Annotated in this window: 21 protein-coding genes and 1 tRNA gene; 7 read left to right on the forward strand and 15 right to left on the reverse strand. The window is 43.7% G+C overall.

The features are described from left to right. Nucleotides 1–151: 151 nt before the first annotated feature. The 3 genes from QZ488_RS09415 to QZ488_RS09425 all read left to right on the forward strand — a co-directional run bounded on the left by QZ488_RS09415 (nucleotide 152) and on the right by QZ488_RS09425 (nucleotide 2,038). Nucleotides 152–1,045, forward strand: a complete 894-nt coding sequence (locus QZ488_RS09415) for a serine hydrolase domain-containing protein (RefSeq protein WP_293747935.1) — start codon at nucleotides 152–154, stop codon at nucleotides 1,043–1,045. 27 nt (nucleotides 1,046–1,072) lie between these two features. Next, nucleotides 1,073–1,561, forward strand: coding sequence for a hypothetical protein (locus QZ488_RS09420; protein WP_293747937.1), 489 nt, complete (start codon nucleotides 1,073–1,075; stop codon nucleotides 1,559–1,561). 165 nt (nucleotides 1,562–1,726) lie between these two features. Next, the gene (locus QZ488_RS09425) at nucleotides 1,727–2,038 is read left to right on the forward strand and encodes a TraR/DksA C4-type zinc finger protein (protein ID WP_293747939.1); all 312 of its coding nucleotides are present in this window, start codon (nucleotides 1,727–1,729) and stop codon (nucleotides 2,036–2,038) included. A gap of 88 nt (nucleotides 2,039–2,126) precedes the next feature. Here QZ488_RS09425 and QZ488_RS09430 read toward each other — a convergent pair whose 3' ends face one another. From QZ488_RS09430 to QZ488_RS09440, 3 genes are all read right to left on the reverse strand, one after another. Next, a complete protein-coding gene (locus tag QZ488_RS09430; protein WP_293747941.1) occupies nucleotides 2,127–3,623 on the reverse strand; it encodes a M20/M25/M40 family metallo-hydrolase in 1,497 nt (498 codons plus the stop codon). Nucleotides 3,624–4,027: 404 nt separating this feature from the next. After that, the gene (locus QZ488_RS09435) at nucleotides 4,028–5,380 is read right to left on the reverse strand and encodes a sigma-54 dependent transcriptional regulator (RefSeq protein ID WP_293747943.1); all 1,353 of its coding nucleotides are present in this window, start codon (nucleotides 5,378–5,380) and stop codon (nucleotides 4,028–4,030) included. Next, nucleotides 5,373–6,827, reverse strand: coding sequence for a sensor histidine kinase (locus QZ488_RS09440; protein ID WP_293747945.1), 1,455 nt, complete (start codon nucleotides 6,825–6,827; stop codon nucleotides 5,373–5,375). Before QZ488_RS09440 ends, QZ488_RS09435 begins: the two co-directional genes overlap by 8 nt. A 297-nt stretch (nucleotides 6,828–7,124) precedes the next feature. Between QZ488_RS09440 and QZ488_RS09445 the strand changes: the two genes are divergently transcribed. The 4 genes from QZ488_RS09445 to QZ488_RS09460 all read left to right on the forward strand — a co-directional run bounded on the left by QZ488_RS09445 (nucleotide 7,125) and on the right by QZ488_RS09460 (nucleotide 10,664). Further along, entirely contained in the window at nucleotides 7,125–7,679 is a 555-nt protein-coding gene (locus QZ488_RS09445; RefSeq protein ID WP_293747947.1) for a hypothetical protein, read from the forward strand. Between the two features lie 1,285 nt (nucleotides 7,680–8,964). Beyond that, on the forward strand, nucleotides 8,965–9,216 hold the full coding sequence (locus QZ488_RS09450; RefSeq protein ID WP_293747949.1) for a hypothetical protein: 252 nt from the start codon (nucleotides 8,965–8,967) through the stop codon (nucleotides 9,214–9,216). Nucleotides 9,217–9,278: 62 nt separating this feature from the next. After that, nucleotides 9,279–9,587 (forward strand): hypothetical protein, encoded by a 309-nt coding sequence (locus QZ488_RS09455; protein ID WP_293747951.1) that lies wholly within the window; start codon nucleotides 9,279–9,281, stop codon nucleotides 9,585–9,587. A gap of 189 nt (nucleotides 9,588–9,776) precedes the next feature. Then, on the forward strand, nucleotides 9,777–10,664 hold the full coding sequence (locus tag QZ488_RS09460) for a hypothetical protein (protein WP_293747953.1): 888 nt from the start codon (nucleotides 9,777–9,779) through the stop codon (nucleotides 10,662–10,664). A 90-nt stretch (nucleotides 10,665–10,754) separates the two neighbouring features. Here the strand turns inward: QZ488_RS09460 and QZ488_RS09465 are convergent, their stop codons facing one another. The 12 genes from QZ488_RS09465 to nlpI form a co-directional block, all read right to left on the reverse strand. Beyond that, a complete protein-coding gene (locus tag QZ488_RS09465) occupies nucleotides 10,755–11,189 on the reverse strand; it encodes a DUF3106 domain-containing protein (protein ID WP_293747955.1) in 435 nt (144 codons plus the stop codon). Beyond that, nucleotides 11,186–11,452: a hypothetical protein gene (locus QZ488_RS09470; RefSeq protein ID WP_293747956.1), complete on the reverse strand. Its 267-nt coding sequence runs from the start codon at nucleotides 11,450–11,452 to the stop codon at nucleotides 11,186–11,188. Before QZ488_RS09470 ends, QZ488_RS09465 begins: the two co-directional genes overlap by 4 nt. Before the next feature lies 1 nt (nucleotide 11,453). Then, nucleotides 11,454–11,825 (reverse strand): hypothetical protein, encoded by a 372-nt coding sequence (locus QZ488_RS09475; protein WP_293747957.1) that lies wholly within the window; start codon nucleotides 11,823–11,825, stop codon nucleotides 11,454–11,456. Then, nucleotides 11,809–12,378 (reverse strand): RNA polymerase sigma factor, encoded by a 570-nt coding sequence (locus QZ488_RS09480; protein ID WP_293747958.1) that lies wholly within the window; start codon nucleotides 12,376–12,378, stop codon nucleotides 11,809–11,811. Before QZ488_RS09480 ends, QZ488_RS09475 begins: the two co-directional genes overlap by 17 nt. 269 nt (nucleotides 12,379–12,647) lie before the next feature. Then, nucleotides 12,648–13,775 carry a DUF1501 domain-containing protein gene (locus QZ488_RS09485; RefSeq protein ID WP_293747960.1) on the reverse strand — a complete coding sequence of 376 codons (1,128 nt, stop codon included), beginning with the start codon at nucleotides 13,773–13,775 and terminating at the stop codon, nucleotides 12,648–12,650. A 9-nt stretch (nucleotides 13,776–13,784) separates the two neighbouring features. Continuing rightward, nucleotides 13,785–15,017, reverse strand: a complete 1,233-nt coding sequence (locus QZ488_RS09490; protein WP_293747962.1) for a DUF1800 domain-containing protein — start codon at nucleotides 15,015–15,017, stop codon at nucleotides 13,785–13,787. 340 nt (nucleotides 15,018–15,357) lie between these two features. Then, nucleotides 15,358–15,447: transfer RNA gene (locus tag QZ488_RS09495), tRNA-Ser, on the reverse strand. A gap of 74 nt (nucleotides 15,448–15,521) precedes the next feature. Further along, the gene (locus QZ488_RS09500) at nucleotides 15,522–15,656 is read right to left on the reverse strand and encodes a hypothetical protein (RefSeq protein WP_293747964.1); all 135 of its coding nucleotides are present in this window, start codon (nucleotides 15,654–15,656) and stop codon (nucleotides 15,522–15,524) included. Nucleotides 15,657–15,710: 54 nt separating this feature from the next. Then, a complete protein-coding gene (locus QZ488_RS09505) occupies nucleotides 15,711–16,298 on the reverse strand; it encodes a beta-phosphoglucomutase family hydrolase (protein ID WP_293747966.1) in 588 nt (195 codons plus the stop codon). A gap of 108 nt (nucleotides 16,299–16,406) precedes the next feature. Further along, a complete protein-coding gene (nadA, locus tag QZ488_RS09510) occupies nucleotides 16,407–17,465 on the reverse strand; it encodes a quinolinate synthase NadA (protein ID WP_293747968.1) in 1,059 nt (352 codons plus the stop codon). Between the two features lie 91 nt (nucleotides 17,466–17,556). Continuing rightward, nucleotides 17,557–18,630 carry a hypothetical protein gene (locus QZ488_RS09515; RefSeq protein WP_293747970.1) on the reverse strand — a complete coding sequence of 358 codons (1,074 nt, stop codon included), beginning with the start codon at nucleotides 18,628–18,630 and terminating at the stop codon, nucleotides 17,557–17,559. A 41-nt stretch (nucleotides 18,631–18,671) separates the two neighbouring features. After that, a complete protein-coding gene (gene nlpI, locus QZ488_RS09520) occupies nucleotides 18,672–19,580 on the reverse strand; it encodes a lipoprotein NlpI (RefSeq protein ID WP_293747972.1) in 909 nt (302 codons plus the stop codon). Between the last annotated feature and the right edge of the window lie 124 nt (nucleotides 19,581–19,704).

Here is a 19,704-nt window from a genome sequence, read left to right on the forward strand (position 1 = left end):
ATATTTGGACAATGATGAAAAGTTCAATAAAAACAGTATGTTTAGTGTTCAACAACAGTTAATACAAACATAGCCTTTAATATTATGGCCCTCGGAATATTTTTAGGAACCGGATGGGCATAGTTTTAGTTGCCCATCTAAAAGGAAATATATGAAATTATCGGTAATTACATGGCTGTTATTTATTGGGTCAATGACATCATTCACCTTCGCCACAGCATCATCCATTGAAGACAATGTTGATAAAAAACTAAATGATGAAGACAAAATAAAGATTGAACAAATAATTAATCATTACGTTTCAAGTCGTGCGTTCGAAGGTACCGTCTTAATTGCAAAATCTGGTAAACCGTTTTTCCAAAAAGCTTATGGCTTCGCTGATCGCAAAGAGAGCCGGCCCCTCGATAACAATAGCGCGTTTCAAATAGCCTCGTTAAGTAAACCTATTGCTGCAACCTTAGTACTAATGCTTGAGGAACAAGGCAAATTAACCCTCGAAGATACACTGGCAGATTATTTCCCTGAATATGATAGCGCTATAGGTAAACAGATAACGATTGATAACCTGCTTAGCCATACATCCGGGATCCCTAATCATTTTGTTATTGACGGATGGTTTAACCCGGACTTTCACCGCAACACCTCAGAACAGGAGTTTGTAAAAATAATCGCTAAGTTGCCACCTGCATTTCCGCCGGGCAGTGCTTACCTTTACTCCAATCCGGCTTATTTCCTGTTGGGAAAAATCGTCGAATTAGTAACCGAAGAGTCCTATGCAACGACCATCAAGAAAAGCATATTTGATCGATTGAACATGAAACAATCTGGCGTCGCGACGGGTATCGAAACTATTGTGCCATATGTCCAGGCGTATCAATGGGATGATCAGGGTGCTTACAGAACACAAACAACAAAAAATATGGCACTGTTTGGAGCAGGTGCGGCTATTTACACTACCGCTGAAGATCTCTATCGCTTTGATACGGCTTTATACAGTGACAAATTGCTCAGTGATACAAACAAAAAGCGCATTTTCAACCCTTAACATGCTTACGCCTGGCAGATTGGTCTTGTGCCCTTTTCACCCGAATTACAGGTAAGTGTGCAAATAGCAGATGGTAAGTTCGATGGCTATAGCTCGATGATGACCCGTTTTGTTGATGAGCAACACAGCATTATTTTACTGAGTAACATTGGGATAAGTTATGATTTAAAACAACAACTTACTTTTGATATTGCAGCAATATTATACAACCAAGTTCCGCCAAACCGTAAAAACGACGCCACTCTTTATTTGATCAAAAGCCTATTTTCGGCAAACTTCAGTCAAACACTACAAAGTTTAACTGCTGACAATACTCAATTTCAGATAAGTGAAGAGAGTCTTGCATCCCTTGCTTTTGAGCTACTTTGGTCCAGCCTTGCCGATCAATCACTGCAATTGTTTTCGTTTATTGTTAGCGAATTTCCTAACTCATCAACCGCCAATCAGAATCTACAAAAAGCATGTCATCACCACTTAGCCAGGGGTGCAAAGAGCTTCGCTGAGCAATGCACCTGAATCGATATAGACCCAAGCTCCAAAGCAGTGGTGGCCCAGCAAAGTACAAACGAGCAAGGTCATTTGAGAATTGTGCGCCAACCTAACTTGATGCAAATCAATGCTAAGTCTAGCTAATCACTTAAAATGAGTGATGTTTGAGTCAGTTCACATTGGAGAGACCGTATGCATAATAACAAACAGCAACTACTCGTTTTACAAAAAGAGTTCAGCAATCGTATCGCTAAAATTGATAAGGATTTACATAGTCGCCTAAGCAGCGCGAAATTCTCTGAACAGGTGGTTGATCACCAAAATGATGATGTACTTTTGAATTTAAAAAATGAAGCACAGCAAGAATTAGAACAAATAAACCATGCGTTGTTGAAAATAGAACGGGACGTCTACGGCACCTGTGAAAAATGCCATAGTGTCATCAGTACTGAACGTTTGGATGCCATTCCATTTACTGCATACTGTAAAAACTGTGCGCTTTGAGTGACCTCCCCAAGTTATTCTTGGAAGAAAAGGGTCAGTGCCAAATGGCGCTAACCCCTAAATCAAAGACCTAACCCCTATGGGTTTTTCAGCGAATCTTTGCCACTTGGTAGAAAAAGTCAACGTAGGCCATCGCGGCGTCAACCACACCAGCCACATTGGGATTGCTCGACTCGACCACAAAATACTCATCTGGCGCGTGCGCACCCGATCCGTGTCCCAGACCGAATTGGCCCGCAGGTAGTGACAGCGGAGGCGCGGTAAACATGGCGCCTGGCCATGAACCTGCCAGTCGCGGATTCAGCGTTGCTGCAACGCCAGCGCGACGATACGTTTCAAGCTCGGCTTGGATAATTCGACTATTTTCGGCCGTTTCGGTTGGGTCGTAACCCCCACCTATTTTCATCTCAACATCGGTAAAACCGCGCTTATCAAGATGCGCCCGCAACTTCGCTTCAGCCTCGGCGCGAGTCTGGTTCGGTACCAGTCTAAGATCCAGTTTGGCAACAGCCCTGCCCGGCAAGATGGTCTTGCCTCCAGGCCCAGTATAACCGGCTACCAAGCCCTCGATGTTAACCGTAGGCTGCGAAGCGAGACGCTCGAGTGCATCCTTGTGCGGCAAGTCATCAATCCAATGTTTAACACCTAAGAGTTTCTTGCTCGTCGCTTCGTCACTGCTGGCGGCTGCCTGTGCGATCAATTCTTTTTCTCGCGCGCTCAGTGGGCGCACATTCTCAAACCAGCCGTCGATAAGGGGCGTATTACCGTCAGGCGTGACAAGGGTCTGCAAGGCTTGCACAAGGCGCCACGCAGGCGAATCAACCATCGCCTTTAAACTCGAATGAATGTCTTTTTCAGGACCACGCCCCCAACTTTTACCACTGGCAATGAGTTCAAGTTCAACTATGCCTTTGGCGCCCAAATTTACCCCTACATTGCCCTTCATGTTCTGCCAGCCAATAGGAATAAAAATACCTTCGGACTGTTTAAGCCTTGCCATGATGTCAGGGCGGCTGACGATCTGTTGAAAGTGCGGCGAACCTATCTCTTCTTCGCCTTCAACCACCAGCACAAGATTGACCGGCGGTTTCACACCCGCTGCTCGCATGGCGTGTAAAGCTGCAAGCACGGTTGCCTCAGGACCTTTCTGGTTGACTGCACCGCGACCCATAATGGCCTTACCGAATCCCGGTTTGTCGACGATGCGCCCCTCCAAAGGCGGTGACGACCACTCGTCTGCGTCGTATTGCTTAACGTCATACATAAAGTATATCGCCAGAGTACGCTCAGCGCCGTTATCCATGGTGGCCCAAACCCCGGGGTGACCATCAGTCGGCACGATTTCAGCGTGGTCAAAACCAGCATCACGAGCAAGTTTTGCCATGTATTCGGCACCTTCCATCATATTTAGATTTTCAGCAGCGATAGACGGCAGCGCAATCCAATCTTGGATGCGTTTGATCGATTCAGCACGACCAGCTTCGGCCGCTTTACGTATGGCCGGGTAATCATCATTACCAAGCGCCAACGCCGAAGACGAGCCACCAAACATCAAGATCATGCCCGTGAGTAAGGCTGTTTTCACAACATTGCTTCGCACCAGAAGGTTTAAGGAGGAATTGTATTTGCTAATGAGTAGGCCCTTATTTTTAGATATTATTAGGTTAGTAATACCTGTATCGGTTTCAAACTTCAATAGAGAATAGGATATAGATAATCGGGGGCAGATCCAGAAAATAGGTAACAGATAAAAATTAGCTCCTTCCGGGATTCTTGGGCGGTCTCCCTACAATGATTTGCATCGTAAATCATCTACTATTGCTAATTTATTAGCCATACTAAAGAATCAGCACATCCATATTTACGGTTGAAAACACAAGCTTCCCAGTGACTTTTCTCTGTGTCCTCTGAGGTGAAATGATTTTTGTTTTTTGCTTAGTTTTAATTTCGAACGAGACCGCTAAAATCGATGCTCATAAATGCTGAACATCAATTTACCCCATGCTTATCAAGGCGATACAAAAACGCTTTGTAACTCATTCCTAAAAACTGTGAGGCCTTGGTGCGATTTCCTTGGTGCCTAGTGAGCGCTTGCCTTAAACAGTTTTGTTCAAAGGCTTCCCAGTCTAAGCCTTGTTCGGGAAGCACAAATTCTGTTTGACCTATTGGTTGGGTGCTTGCGACGTCGGCGATGTTTAGTAGCTCTTGCTCATCACCCAACAACACAAAACGTTCAATTTTATTGGCGAGCTCCCGCACGTTGCCGGGCCACTCGAAGTCCATTAGCCGTTTTAAGGTGGCTTTACTGAGTATGGGTTTGGGAATGTTGTAACGTTGGCAGCTTTTATGAATAAAAAAGTCCACTAGCCTAGGGATGTCTTCTTGCCTTGATCGCAACGGCGGCATTACCAAGGGCACGATATTTAAGCGATAAAATAAGTCTTCTCTAAACTCGCCATCTTGCACCATTTGCGCCAAGTTACGATGGGTGGCGGCGATAACCCGCACGTTTAATTGGATTTCGTGTTGAGCTCCTAGTGGGGTGACTGTGCCTTCTTGTAAAAAACGTAGCAGTTTTGCCTGCATGGATAACGGCAACTCGCCAATTTCGTCTAGGAACAAGGTGCCCTTGTCAGCACTTTGTAACTTACCTGGCTTATCCTGTATGGCACCTGTAAACGCCCCTTTTAACGCTCCAAAAAGTTCTGCTTCGGCCAACGATTCGGGGATCGCACCACAATTTACAGCAATAAAATTATTGGTTTTTCGTGGTGAAAGTTGATGTAAAGCTCGGGCTGCGAGTTCCTTACCGGTTCCACTTTCACCGGTAATGAGCACCATGGCGTCAGTGTTGGATACCCGTTTGATACGTTCGTACACGGCTTGCATGCAAGGTGCGTTACCCACCAAATCGACCAGTTGCTGTTGCTCAGACAAGGCTTGTGTGAGTTGTTGATTTTGGCTTCGTAGTTGTTTGGCTTTGTAAATTTTATCAATACACAGCAGTAACTCTTGACGCTGGAAGGGTTTGGCAAGGTAGTCATCGGCACCGGCGTCTACCGCTTCAACCGCATGGGCTATGGTGCCGTAAGCCGTGGCAATAGCAAAACCCAATTCTGGCTGATTGCGGCGCACATAATTGAGCAAATCTAGGCCGCTTAAGTCACCCAACTTCCAATCGGAAAACACACAGTCATAAGTATTTTTCTTTACCTCTAGTATGGCTTCTTCGACGTTTTCACAGGCCTTAACCTGATAGTGTTCAGCTTGCAAAATACTTTGGATCAATGCTCTTTGCTGGGGGTCGTCTTCTACCAACAAGATATGAATTTGCTCACTCATTCGGCTTCACTTCTTTATTACAGTTGCTTAGCGTGAGGGTGGCGATACAACCGTGGGGGCTGTTGTTACTTAGCTGCACATCCCCCTGATAATAAGATTGGCTAATTCGCTTGGCGATATACAAGCCCATGCCCGCCCCTTCTGGTTTGCTACTTACGTGGGGCTTAAATAGCTCAGTCTTAATTTTTTCACTTAGGCCTTTGCCCTGATCCACAATTTTAATGCTCAGTTGCTCAACTTCTTGGGCTACAAAAACACTAATACTTTGCTGCTCTGTGCTGGCTTCAATCGCATTCACAAGCAAAGTATGGATCATCGCCCTAATTTCGACCTGTGCGCCATAAATCTGCAAATCTTGCATAGGCGCAAACTCAATTTTATGTTTGCCCGTCATGCTTAGTTCCAACAATATGTCGTTGATAACTTGATTAATGCTAACCTGTTGGTCGCGCTGTAAGTCATTGGTGGTGAGTGTTAGCAAGGCCTTGATAGTATTGTCTAAATGCATGATTTTTTGTCTTGCTTGCTGAGCAAGTTCACAGCGCTGCTGTTGAGATAAGTCTGTTTGACCTATTTGTTCAATGGCTAAACCAATAGTATTAATGGGGTTGCGCAAGGTATGCGCCAAACCACGGGCCACTTCACCAAGTTCAACTAATTGTTGTTGCTGATGAAAGCGTATTTCAACTTGGTTTAACTGCTCTAGTCGAGTGCTCATTTGATTAAAACTCTGCAGGGTTTCGCGCACCTCAAGTATGCCACTAGGTTTAACCTGACTACCCAAGTCACCTTGTTGTAAGCGGTTAAAACCGTTTGAGAGTTCACCTAGAGGGCGACTGATATGTTTTGCCAACAAATAGGCAAGCATTAAACCAAGGGCTGTCAGTATGATTGTGCCAATTGCCAACCAGCGAAAATATTGGCTGATAGCCGAATTTTCTTTATCAAACTGAACAATATGTTGAACTTGCTGCTCCTTTACTATGAAGGCATTTGAGCCACCGATAGGTTTAAAACTCATTTCTTGCAAACGACCTTCAAGTGCTTCACGAACAACTATATTCGAGCCTATACCCATTTCACCAACAGTAACAGTTTGCGTCTGATCACCACTGATAAAGCGGTTGCCATTACCCAGTTCAACAGATTTATTTGGGGTGTTTTCGATACGCACAACAATTGACTGATTATCTGGAGTCGCTGCTAGGTTATTTTCGCGCACAACGACTTGCTGCTGAGAGTGCGGCAGAGAATTCACCAACAATTTCAAGGCTTGTTTTGACAGCGTTTGGCTTTTATCCTCTACCTCAGCACCAATTTGTTGCTGAATATAATTGATAAAAAACAGCTGAGTGCTCGCCAACCCTAAAACAAAGAGCGCGATTAATAGGAACAGATAACGCTTTAACGACATAGAGACTAGTGAATTAATGAATTTAGTTTGCATAAAGTAAACAAGTATCACGCCATAGTGGTTCAACATTTAACTGTTTGATATTAATGGGATTAAATAAATCAGCCAATCAGTAAAATTTAGAAATATCCTTATATGAGGAAATCATATCCTCATTTGCAGACTTTTGTTAGCGCTGAGCTTCAGTTTATTTTGGATGTTTTAGGTTAAGCTATTGAAAGTTATGTTTTATTTTTTGTTGGTACAAGACTTGTAATAGACTCATGGAATGCTTCAGCAATGGGTATGCTAGCTGAACAACAAGATAACTGATGACAACGGAGAAGTAATATGAATATGCTCACTAAAAATTTACTGGCTGGTGCGGTTGTGGCAAGTTTTGCGCTAACAGGTGCCGTTATAGCTGAAGAAGAAGTAAAGCACAAAACCATCGAAATTAAGGTGATCAAAGATCAGGATGTCAGTGTTTGGGTGGATGCAGACGGCAACTCCCAAACCTTGGTATTTAGTCCAAGTGAAATATTGGATACACAAGTACTAGCAGCCAAACTAGAAAGCCTTGATCCAGAAACTCGTCAAACAGTGATGGATGCCTTACAAGGAGTTCCACATGTAGATACTGGCGAACATGAAGTTAAAAAAGTCTATGTGTTGAACAAGGGAGAAGGTCAACGAGTAGAATTTATTGACGACGATGGCGATATTGAGATGGAAATTGTTGCAGGTGGGCAACATAAAATCATTCGAAAACACTTTATCCATGGGGATGGAGGCGAAGGTATTTTGAAAGGCCACACATCCGTCATAGCAAGTTTAATTGAAAGGGGAGAGTTTAGTCAGGACGATCTTGACAAAATTCAGGCTGCATTAGATGCAAAGCGGTAAGGCTGTTAGCTGGGTTATTTAATTCATCGCGTTTACCCAGATAACTATAAAGCGGCAAATGGCCGCTTTTTCAATTAATCTTTCCAAATAATTCAACCAATTACACGGTTTAGCAATGAGTGAATGAAGGGTGCTTTATGCTGCATCCACCAAAGATATAGTCGGCAGAATCGGGGCTTTTTCTTTTAATTTATCGTCGATTCAAGGCTCGCCAACTATTAGCTCTTTATAAAAACTAAAAGCACGCTGCGCGCCATCATCCACGATGGTTTTTGACTTTAATCCTTTCAAGCCAGTTACTCTTTTTTATTAAGTGCGTCCATACACTTAACCTTACAGGCTAGCTAAAGCTGTTCTATATTTATCCCGTAAATATGGTCAACAGCAAAAAAAGACTTGATTTTTGGGCGCCAACCGCATTCTCGTTACGAATGTATCCCTTCAAGCTCCACTCAAATGACTTCCCCGCTCGGCGTCCGCTGTCATTTACCCCAAAAATAAGCCATTTTTAGCTGAAACTTAAAAGGCGGAAGAGCAGTGGCTGAGCCACCAAAGATTATTCTACAGCGCTGGCGACTATGATTCTGTTTTGTTAATTTCTATTCTCAACATCATGAAGCTTGTTAATACATTGATTTAGTTTGTTTTTTACCGATTTATTGCATTGGGTTTCTTTGTTCTAATGTTCCAAGTTTGAGAACTCACCTCAAATAGTACGCTCCTTTTCTAGCCAACCTAATTCCTTTTCACTTTATGAAAAAATTGTTATCAGAATATTTAAGCAGTTTTATAGCTGCTAACCTACAATTCTTTTCTTAAGAACAATTGAATTATCATCCATCGCAACAACCCTTCACTTCTAAAAGGGTTTACTTATTTACCTTAGTGAGTAAGTGTTATTGCGGGCATCTGAGTGTATGTTGCGCTTAAGTTTGTGCTTCCTAATTTGGAAATTAGCAATTTAAAACCTGTGGCGTCAGGTTCGTTGAAAAGTAAAAGTCATTTAATTTTTGACAATTACATGAACTACCCAAAAAATAAAATCCAATAACCCGCTATTAATCGAGCATTGATCATAAGTCGCAACTCCCTTCAATTATTAAAGTGTTTGCTTATTTAATTAGCTGAGTAAGTGTTATTACAGGCCCTGTTGTTTAAGTGAAAAGTGAAAGGGTTAGTTCCTAGACTTGGCAGAAACTGGAGGATTTTTTTGAGTGTATGTCAACGGAATGCGTTGAAGTGCGTTTTAGTAATAGAAGCATTCAACAATCTAAAGGAAAATAACATGCTCAAAATAAATAAAAATCTTATGACCATTGGCATAATAGGCGCTATTTCTGCCTCCTTGTTACTCACTGCAATGGAGTCTCAGGCAAAAGGCAACAGGAAGGGCGCAAAGAGTACCCCAGCCGCTGCGTTTAATCGCCTGGATGCAGATGGCAATGGTTTGCTCAGTTTGGACGAACTGCTCACCACTGCCTTAATAGAGCCGAAAATCGGTTTATCAAAAAAGACAGTGATGCAGATGGCTTTTTAACATTCGACGAAAAGACTGGCGACAACGAACCAGTTGATCTCGCTGTCATCGCCGATGAAATAGTGCAATGTGTCGCTGATATCAAGGCAGAAACCGGCAACGATAATATTGTTGTCCCAGACCCAGGCCTATTTATATCGCCACAAGAGAAGTTTGATAATGCCGATACTTCAGGTGATGGCGTGCTTGATTTAGCAGAAGTTCAGGCCACGGTCACGAGCAAGGTAGAGGCTAAATTCAGCCATATGGATACGGATCTTAGTGCTGATGTGTCCTTGGATGAGTTTACGGCCCATAAAAAGCGCTATCATTCCAGTCGCCGAGCAGTAAAAAGCTGTATTGATGAGCTCAGTGAAGAGGAACTTTTTTAGACATCTCAAATTTAATTGGTTTGAGTATATCAATAGGATCTGCCATCGCAGATCCTATTTTTTGTTTATCAGGTGTTATCTTGATTGCGGAACTACCTTGGTAATGGTGGGTGGCAGGCTCAAATTGCTTGCTCAACGTCGCTACCTTGGATAGATTAGCTGGCATAGTTGCTTAATATAAGTGTTCAGATGCTCCGTGTCATTCCCACCTTATTTATTTTGTCACCATGGGCGTTTTCCAATGCTCAAGCGGGCTCTGTGTATCTTGGTTATTCCCAAACGGAACAATTATCAGTCGCCGGAAATCGCAGCCTAAACTTCGAGCCAAACGGCAATGTGGCCCTTTTTTCATTTGATCTTAACGACCATTTGAGCCTGACTTTTGACTATGCTGCTCTTGCTGACAGCGTATCCATCACCAATAATATCAGTGGTAAATTGGACATAAAAAGCTGGGGAATTGGAGCAAGCTATTATTGGGCAGCATGGTCGTTTTCGGCGAATTATTCATCCTGGCAAGATGACCTGATTATACCCTCACCTAATACCGAACAGACGCTTTTTACTCAGCGTTCAGAATCACCATCGTCGACTATATCCTTGGCCTACAATTGGGATTTGACAGCTTGGCAGTTAGGCTTCATGGCAGGCATTCATTACGGCGACTGGCGACAGTATCAAGAGGTCATAAACCGCGAAACACAAGCTGAGCAATCTTCCCTGAATGGGGGGAATTCAAGCTTTGTGAGTGTGCAAATATTGATGGCCCGTTTAATCACAGTAGGTGGACGGGAGGATTTGATGTTAGGCGCAAGCCTGGGTTGGAATCAACTTACCAGTAGTGGGTCTGCCGCTATTGCCCGCAATGGCCGCAATGTGAGTCAGATAAAAAACAGAAGCGCTGCCAACCGTTTGTCAGCGTCGGTGGTGACGGGCACCGAAAGTTATGGACAGTTAAATTTATACGCTTCTTATAATTTGAATGATGATTGGCTGGTGGATCTTGATCTGAACTTCGATCTTGGTAGTGAAGACGACACTCAGGCATGGTCAGTGAATATCGGCTATTTATTTTAAATAACCAGAGCTTTGGAAAAGCCATAGCGTTCAGTACTACCATTATCACGCCTATCCGCGTTGAACTTGCTCACAATAGCTGGATTTCCCTCATCTCTGATGTTTGGGTCGCTTTGTCTGTTTTTGTTTGTTGCGTTTAAATTTTTCTCGTAATCTCAGTTTTTGTTCTCTAGATAGCTTTCTAAAACGCTTATATTTGGCCCTTAGTTTGGCCTGTCTTTCGGGAGACAACTGTTGGAAATTTTTAAATTTCCCGCGTAAGTTTTCCCTTTGTTGAGGCGATAAGGCTTTCCATTGCTCAAACTTTTGGGTGAGTTTAGTACGCTCCTCACTATCGAGACCTATCCATCGCTGGGCGCCCAAGGCCATCTTGGCTTGGCGCTGCTCATCAAAGGAACTCCAATTCTTTTCGAACTCACCTAATACTTGTTTTTGCTGCTTACTCAGGGATTGCCATTCAAGGGCTTGTGCATTAAATGTCAAACACAAGATAAACATCAGAAAACTAATTATACCCAGCTTCAAAGTTTTTTCTCCTGGGTCTTGATAGGAGCAGGTTTATCAACAACGTTGCTGGTAGCGTCTTTTTTCAGAGGCTGACCAGCTGTTGTTGCAACGCTAGGGGGTAAGGCAAGATCAATGTTTTTATCTAACAAGTCGACAGGGCTCACCCATTCACCCTCAATCTTTTGCATGTCGGCTAAATATTCAAAAAAATTCACAGCAGGCAAGGCCTTAACAGGCTCGTCAGCGAATATAGGTGTAGTTAAACAAGCGGCGGCTAACATGCTAAAGCAGTACCTCTTGTTGTTCTGCCAACCAGTCTGCAAATTCCAAATCCTCTAACAAGGCTAGATCTTTCAGAGGAACATCTAGCGTTAACAGCTCCGCGGGTAATACGGGAATGAGCGGTGTCTGCTTATAGCTTACTAACACAACCACCGCTAAAGCAACTCCTACCGACGTAAAGGTAGCCGGCAAGGTAAAGTGCCAATTGCGCACTGTTGTCCTTTTTTGGGTGAGTGCAAGGGCTTTGGCCTGAGCATTGAGTCGCGCGGCCCCAATGTCTTGTTTAACCGATTCAGGCAAGGCTGCATTGGCCTGATCGAGTCGTGCATTTATCTGTTGCTCCACCGTGCCTGATTTAGATTGTAATGTCATGGGCATCCTCCAACACACTTCGTAATTTATGCACCGCTCTAAAGTAATGGGTTTTTACACTGCCTTGTGAGCAGCCCATAATGTCAGCGGTGTCTGCAACAGACATACCTTCCCAGCTTCTCAGCAGAAAACATTGCCGTTGTTTCTCTGATAATTCAGCCAATCCTTTCAATGCCGTGTCTTGCTGCTGGCTGGCGTCTAAGCGATTGTCAGGTAATTCTTTTGCATCCCCAACATAGCTGGACCATTCTTCAGTTGCATCATCTGGATGATTATTCGCTTTCCAGAAAAAAAGTAACTGTTTTACTTTTTGTTGCCTGTGCCAATCCCGGATCCTATTTTGCAAAATTCGATAAAACAAAGGCTTCCATTCCTGGGGTGGCTTGTGGGCATAATTTACAACTAGTTTTAACATACTGTCCTGCAGTAAATCTATGGCGTCAGCATGCTGATTCACTGACATCAGAGCCATACGGTATGCTTTTTGTTCTATCTGCAACAAAAAGCTATCCATATCTTGTGGCTCGTCGGTGCTGTGCTCAACAATCAGCATTTATATTAATAAACCATCGGTTCTTGCCACCTACTGCACATAAGTATTACTCGATTATTCTGCTTTCAATTAATCAACACAACGACACTGAACGATTACGCTCTTATTTGCGCTTCGATGGTCTTATACTGATTAATGGTATTACTACACACTAAACTAATCGCTTGTAATTAAATACTGTCTTTATGTTAACGACTCAAACTCATTTTGGTTGACAAGCATGGCAATATTAAGGTCAAAAAAAAAATTTAACTATGACCCAAGCAGCCCTACAAAAATCCCATATTGGTAAAGCTCTGTATTTCCTGTGATGGTTGCCATTGCATCCAATCTGCCAAAGTTCGATAGTAGTCTCGAAAATCTTCAGTAAATATCAGATCGCCATTATCCAACTCTGTAAGTGATGGAGCCAAGCCATACAGCCCTCCCTTAACATCACCACCCAATACGAAATGGCTCGCAGCGGTACCGTGATCAGTTCCGTTACTGGCATTTACCGCTACTCGCCGGCCAAACTCCGAATAGCTCGCGATGCTTACTTGCTGCCACAGACCAAGTGCCTGTAACTCAGCGCGCAGTGCTGATAGTCCCTTGCTCAGTTGATCAAGCAAATTATCATGGGGCGTACGTTGATTACTATGTGTGTCAAAACTTCCCAGACTCAAATGTATCACATGGGGTCTTATTCCCGCTGCAATTAGCTCTGCAACCAATTTACAATCTTGAGAAAAGTCATCACCCGCAAATTCATTTGATAAGCTTATGTCTTGTTCAAATGCAGCGTTTAATAAGCTTACTGCGTTGTTATAACTGTGGCGCTGATCAAGTACGTGCTGCACTGCCGTGGTAGTTGCGAGCCCTTCGGGTATATAGACTTGGCTTTGATCGTCATCTGAGGACGTCAGCGAAAACTGGTTTGTCTCACCCGACAAAGCTGCCGGACTGCCGCTTATCATCACACCTTGTAAGGAAAAGTCAGACTCAGGTAGTAGTTGATTTAACCAACCCTGGTGGCTAAATTCGTCAGCATCGGAAGCCGTTTGCCATATCTCAATTGAGCGGAAATGGGATCTGTTGGGCTCAGGATAGCCCAGCCCTTGCACCACCGCCATATCGCCTTCTTCCCAGGCGTTAAGCAAGTCGCTCATTACCGGGTTCATGCCTATATTGGCACTCAAAGGCATAACTTCCTGAGCAGATATGGCCAGATCTTCCCGTGCCTCATAGTAGGCTTGATCGGCATAGGGAACAAACATATTCAAGCTGTCGTTGCCACCACCAAATTGGACCAGTATTAACAGTTTTTGATCCTCAGCTTGTTGTGCTGCAGCGACTGTCGGAAAATAAGCCACAACAGGCAGTGAGCCCAGGGTCTTTAAGAATGTACGTCTTTGCATAATAGTCTCCTATACAACCTGAAAAGCTGGATCGCTCAGCACGGCAACTAAATAATCGCTATCGTCTGTTGCGGGTAAATTACCAACGGCATCTGTGGCTAATAATTGGGCTATGTCTGGAGTGAAACTTGCGCGTTTGGCAAAAAAACTAGCGGCACGTTCTCGCATCGCCAGATTACCGCTGGAATACCATGCCTTGCCTCCAGGCCAACCTTTAACATGTGGTGGACTAAATAGATCCTGCCCCATATTTCCGGATATTTTGAGTACCTGTTGCTGACTTAACATCGCGGTGTCAAACAACTGCATACTCCCCACGACCAGCTCCATGGGGGATTTGATTTGTCCGCCCTGAGCCGACCAAAAGGCATCTTGTAGAAATATTGCCTTTAATAACTCGGCCAGATCATAGTCGCTTTGAACAAAGCTATTGCTCAGTGTGGCAATGACAGCCATATCAGGCTGCTCATCAACAAAAAAGCACCAAAGTTTATCGGTGATAAAAGAGGCGACTTGTGGCTGCCGTAAAATCAGATCGGCCACGTCATCGGGACCAAAGTTTGCACTTTCACCGAAGATTGTCTTGGATCCATTATCATGAATACCCCGCCTGAAAACATACTTGCCGGTTTGTCTGTCAACGGATGCGCCGGTCAATGCGCGGGCCAATTCTTTAACATCCTGCTCTGAATAATGACCTTCGCCCATAGTGAACAATTCCAGTAGTTCCCGGGATAAATTTTCATTTGGCGATTGTTTTTTGCTATTAGCATTATCGAGATATTTGAGCATAGCGGGATCTCTAAGCATGGCTTTGAGCATATCTCTGAAGCTGCCCAAGGCGTGTTCTCGTAAACTGAGATTCTGTTGCAGCATGGCCGGCGCCCATTTGACTTTCTCCAATGAAGAGGTGAAATGATTCGCCCAAAATAGTGTGGCTTTTTCCTGCAGTGACGAGGTGTTGCTCACCATCTGTTGAAACCACCAGAACTTTAACTCTTTGCCCATGTTGCGCCTTTGGCGGGCTAACTGTTGGCGAAGTGTCGCATCCTCAACCCGGCCAGTGGGCGTTTCATTGTGCCATTGTGGCAGTGCCAGCAAGCTAGGTGACTGTGTGAGTAATTGTTCTATTGCCTCTTCCAGAGAATTCGCCGAAGCGAGTCGTTCTAACTGATTATTGTTCGCTGAAAATCCTGCACGCCTGGCCAGATGACTAGCTTGTTGGGTCGAGAGTTTGCTCATAATGTGCCTCGTGTACGTTGTTAACCTACTAAGTTAAAACGCACCAAAGGGATTTTGGTTGACAGGCAGGTGCAACATTTTTGTAAATAAATGGGTCGCAAGCAAACTTCCTATCTATCAGACGTTTGGTTAAAGGAGATAATGTTGCGACAAAAGGCCTTAATCTTGTGCTGTCGATGTCAATTTTGGCGGCTCGTAGCTGTATTGTGCTGGCAATAGGCAAATCAAAATAGATAAAGGGAATGTTAAACAACGGAATCAGAAGCTGGAGGTTGGAACCAAATCATCGCTCTGTGCCAAATACAAAAGAACCCGCAACATGTGCGGGTTCTTTTGTATTTGGCGGAGAGCGAGAGATTCGAACTCTCGTTAGGTTTAACCCTAAACACACTTTCCAGGCGTGCGCCTTAAGCCACTCAGCCAGCTCTCCAAAACTTTTAAAATCTTTGCCTATTTATTTAAGTTGGTTTTATTCAACTAGGCGCTTGGCCTGCGCTTTGGTTTTTACTCTTTTGCAGTCTGTTGGCTATTCGCGACTATAGTCGCTGCTACGAAAGAGGCGCGTATGTTAGGGAAAACCGCATGGCTGCGCAAGTAATAACTGCAGTCATGGGAGTGATGTGGTTGTTTTTTATTCACATCACCGCCAATAGCATACAAAAATGACCTTACTGGCGACAGTTAGCCTGAATATCATGGTAAAACTATCTTACCCTTGATGACCATGATGCAATCCATACCAGCATTTTGGGCTGCTTGGCGGCCTATTTCGGTGTCTTCGAATACTACGCACTCTTCTGCTGCTAAGCCCATGTTTTTAGCTACAGTTAAAAAGGTTTCGCCATGGGGTTTGCCTTGTTTTACATCGGTAGCGGTAACAACGGTTTCTACGCGGTCGAGTAAACCTGTTGCTGTAAGTATTTTAATGGCGTTATTTCGATCTGAGCCGGTACCAATCCCCATCTTAAGTTTGCCTTGGTAACGTTGCATCACTTGGAAGGTATCCTCGATAATACTTGGGCTATCTTTAAGGTCGAGAAAGGCTAAGCGTTTTGTTTCGGTAACGTCATCTATATCATGGCTAAGCCCATATTTTTCATTCATTAACTCAACAGTTTCTCGGGTAGGCACGCCACCAAGGTTATGCATGTATTCACTGTCGTAGGGGTAATCATATAATTCGCAGATTTGTTGCCACGCTTTACCATGTGCACCCATTGAATCTATCAATGTACCGTCCATATCGAACACTATGCCTTTGTAGCGGCTTAAATCGGGCATTGCACACATTCCTTATAATTAAAACACTACAGAGGTTATGAGGGTTATAAATCAAAAAGCCAGCGTTGCTGGCTTTTAAGTTGTTGATTGAACGGCAAAACAAACTTACTAGGCGTTGCCCGTTACTTTCATTTTTAATTCGGCTGAAAAATCGAGCATACGATTCAACGGTACTAATGCTCGTTGGCGCAACGCTTCGTCTACAAAAATTTCGTGGCCACTGGTATCTGTTAGTGATTGGTGAATCGCTTTAAGGCCGTTCATGGCCATCCAAGGACAATGAGCACAACTTTTACAGGTTGCACCGTTACCAGCGGTAGGTGCTTCTAACAATATTTTACCGGGTGCCGCTTGCTGCATTTTGTAAAAAATACCGCGATCGGTGGCCACGATAAAATGACTATTGGGTAGAGTTTTAGCTGCATTGATTAGCTGAGTGGTAGAACCTACCGCATCAGCCAAAGCGACTACACTGGCAGGTGATTCTGGATGTACCAAAATAGCGGCTTCAGGGTAGAGGTGTTTCATGTCTAACAGCGCTTTTGCTGAAAACTCGTCATGAACAATACATTCGCCTTGCCACATCAACATATCAGCGCCGGTTTGATTGGCAATATACGCGCCTAAATGGCGATCCGGTGCCCAGATAATTTTCTCACCTAGTGAGTCTAAATGTTCCACGATTTCTAAGGCAATACTTGAGGTAACCACCCAATCAGCTCGAGCTTTTACCGCCGCTGAGGTATTGGCATACACTACCACTGTATGATCGGGGTGAGCATCACAAAAAGCTGAAAATTGCTCATCAGGGCAACCAATATCAAGTGAACAGGTGGCCTCTAAGGTTGGCATCAATACGGTTTTTTCAGGGCTGAGAATTTTAGCGGTTTCCCCCATAAATTTAACACCAGCCACAATCAAAGTATCGGCTTCGCAGTCACGGCCAAAACGGGCCATTTCGAGTGAGTCAGAAATACATCCGCCGGTTTCTTCGGCTAAGGCTTGGATTTCAGGATCGGTGTAATAGTGGGCAACCAACACTGCATTTTTTTGTTTTAGCAGTGTTTTTATGCCATACACGTATTGTTGCTGTTGTTCTTTACTTAGCGCAACAGGCTTAGCAGGAAACGGATATTCAATGGTTTCAATGGGAAATAACTGGGACATAATCTGAATATAATACTAACGGGAGCAAATAACGTCCGAGTATTATACCCTTGGTGATAGGGCCTTGTCACATAAATGGCATTTTCATTTGTTATAGATTATTAATGTTTTTGCTGTTTGCGTTTAAGTATTGCTGATACCTAGCTCGCCAAAATTTACTTTCTGATAGGTTATTAGACTGTTCGTACAGTTGTGCAAAGTTTATATGCGCTGAAGGTTGATTAGGGGCTTTTTGCAGCTGCCTTTGCCACGCGGTTAAGTACAGCGCTGGAATAAAGCCAGTATCGTGATATTCCATAAAGGTTAACTGGTTAGACGCTTTAAACGCTTGGGTGGCGTGATTATCACAGGTGCGAGCGGTAAATAGGTCGGTGTGTTTTTGCACACCAATTGATTGCCAATATTGTTGGTCTGGCTCTGTTTGTTCTGCTTGTTTAAATACCATATTAGGTGCATCAACGCCTGCACATACACGTTGTGCGAGTCCTTGACTGAGAGGGTATTCATCTATAAAGCCAGAGAAGTGGGCTAGTTCATGGATAAACACATCGTAGGTGTCTTGGCGGTCAAGAAACATAATACCGTTATGTACGTTAGCTTTACCTTGGTTGGCAAACATCACTAAATGGGTAAAAGGTAAAGGTTTTAGCTTTTCGGCTAAGGACAATAGTTGGCAACCTAACCTACCGCTTTGTTGCCAATTTTTATCACACGTAATGTCTACAGGATCAAACCAAGTCACATCATGGATACAAATCGATAAGTCTTTGAGGCGCGCGTCTTGGGCGAAACGTGATCTAAAATGTTCGGCCTGTGCCAATGACTCGATGTCTGGCGTCACGAACAACAGTGTTTGTTTACAGCTTTTAGGCAAAGAGGATAACTGCTGGATAAAGTCAGCATTGCGGTTTTGCGTGAAGGCGGCAGCGTGATATTGGTACAACCCAGTTAATGATTGTAAATCTAAGCTCAGATTTTGTGAGCCAAGTACTGAAAATTCCTGAGATGCTTGCTGGTACTTTTTATCTCGCCATAATGCTAAGCCATAGGCAAGTTGTTGTTCAGCCACTTTATTCGGTACCTGTTTGGCAACAGGCACATATTCTTGTTGGTGTGAGGGAGCTAAATTGCAATGTTCAACCATGAGCCAAACAGGGGTTAACATACAAGCTAAGGCTATTCCCCATTTGGTCATTGCAAACATGGTTATTGGGTTTGTAGCTCGTTTGTAGCGGTTTTATTGGCAGAGTCACGCAATAAGTTAAGCTCTAAACGCGCGTAGCGGTGTTCAACATACTCGAACACATTAGTACTTAACGCTAACTTAAAGTAGTTTGATGCGATACCCGTGTTGCCGCGTGCAGAGTGGTATTTACCTAGGTAAAAGTAGGCTTCACATAACCTGTCGGTTAATTGTTGTTGGCTAGTCACACCGCTTATTAAGGTATTGAGTAGTTCACTTTCAGTGGTTTTATCAAGATATAAATCGACCAACTGAGTTGCCCAGTTAGTATCGTCTAAATTTTTACGTTGCTGAGCAAGTTCAATCAGCGCCTTCGGTTTGTCTATTTCGCTAGACGCAAGATAACTCCAAAGGGCGCGATAGGGATCTGAAGCATTTTTATTATAGAAAGTACCAAAATCACGTACTGCTAAATCAGGACGACCTCCGTAATACAAAGCAATACCACGGTTTAAAAAGGCAAACTCCATTTCAGGATTAATATCTAAGGTAGCGTCAAAGGCTTCGTACGCTTGGATGAAATCCATTTGCTGAGTGTAATGTACACCCATAGAATTATAAGCTTCAGCCAAATCAGGCTTTAAACGAATAGCTTGATTAAAATCGTATTGTGCGAGTCCAGACAACCCCACACTGTCGTATAACGTGCCGCGCTGATGTAGCAGTTGTGCTCGTTGTTCGTCTTCTAATTCAGTGTTTACCAAAATATGGCTATAACGGGCAATGGCTAGTTGTGAACGCGGATTCATCGGTGCAGGTTCGGCCAATAACAAATTGCCCATTTGCCTGTTGCCCTGGGTAGAGCCATTATTATTTGCACAGCCAAAAAAGAGTGCGCTAAGTACAATGATGATGCTGAGATGTTTATGCATATTAGTTGAGAAGTTTTACCTGAAAATAGACTATTTATATGACTCTCATTTTGAGCCTAGGTTTCAATACAAGCCTTTAAAATAGTCAGAAAACATGAAGAAGTTATGTTTGTAGAGTCGCTTA

The sequence above is a fragment of the uncultured Paraglaciecola sp. genome (genome assembly GCF_913020055.1).
In the GTDB taxonomy this organism is placed as follows: domain Bacteria; phylum Pseudomonadota; class Gammaproteobacteria; order Enterobacterales; family Alteromonadaceae; genus Paraglaciecola.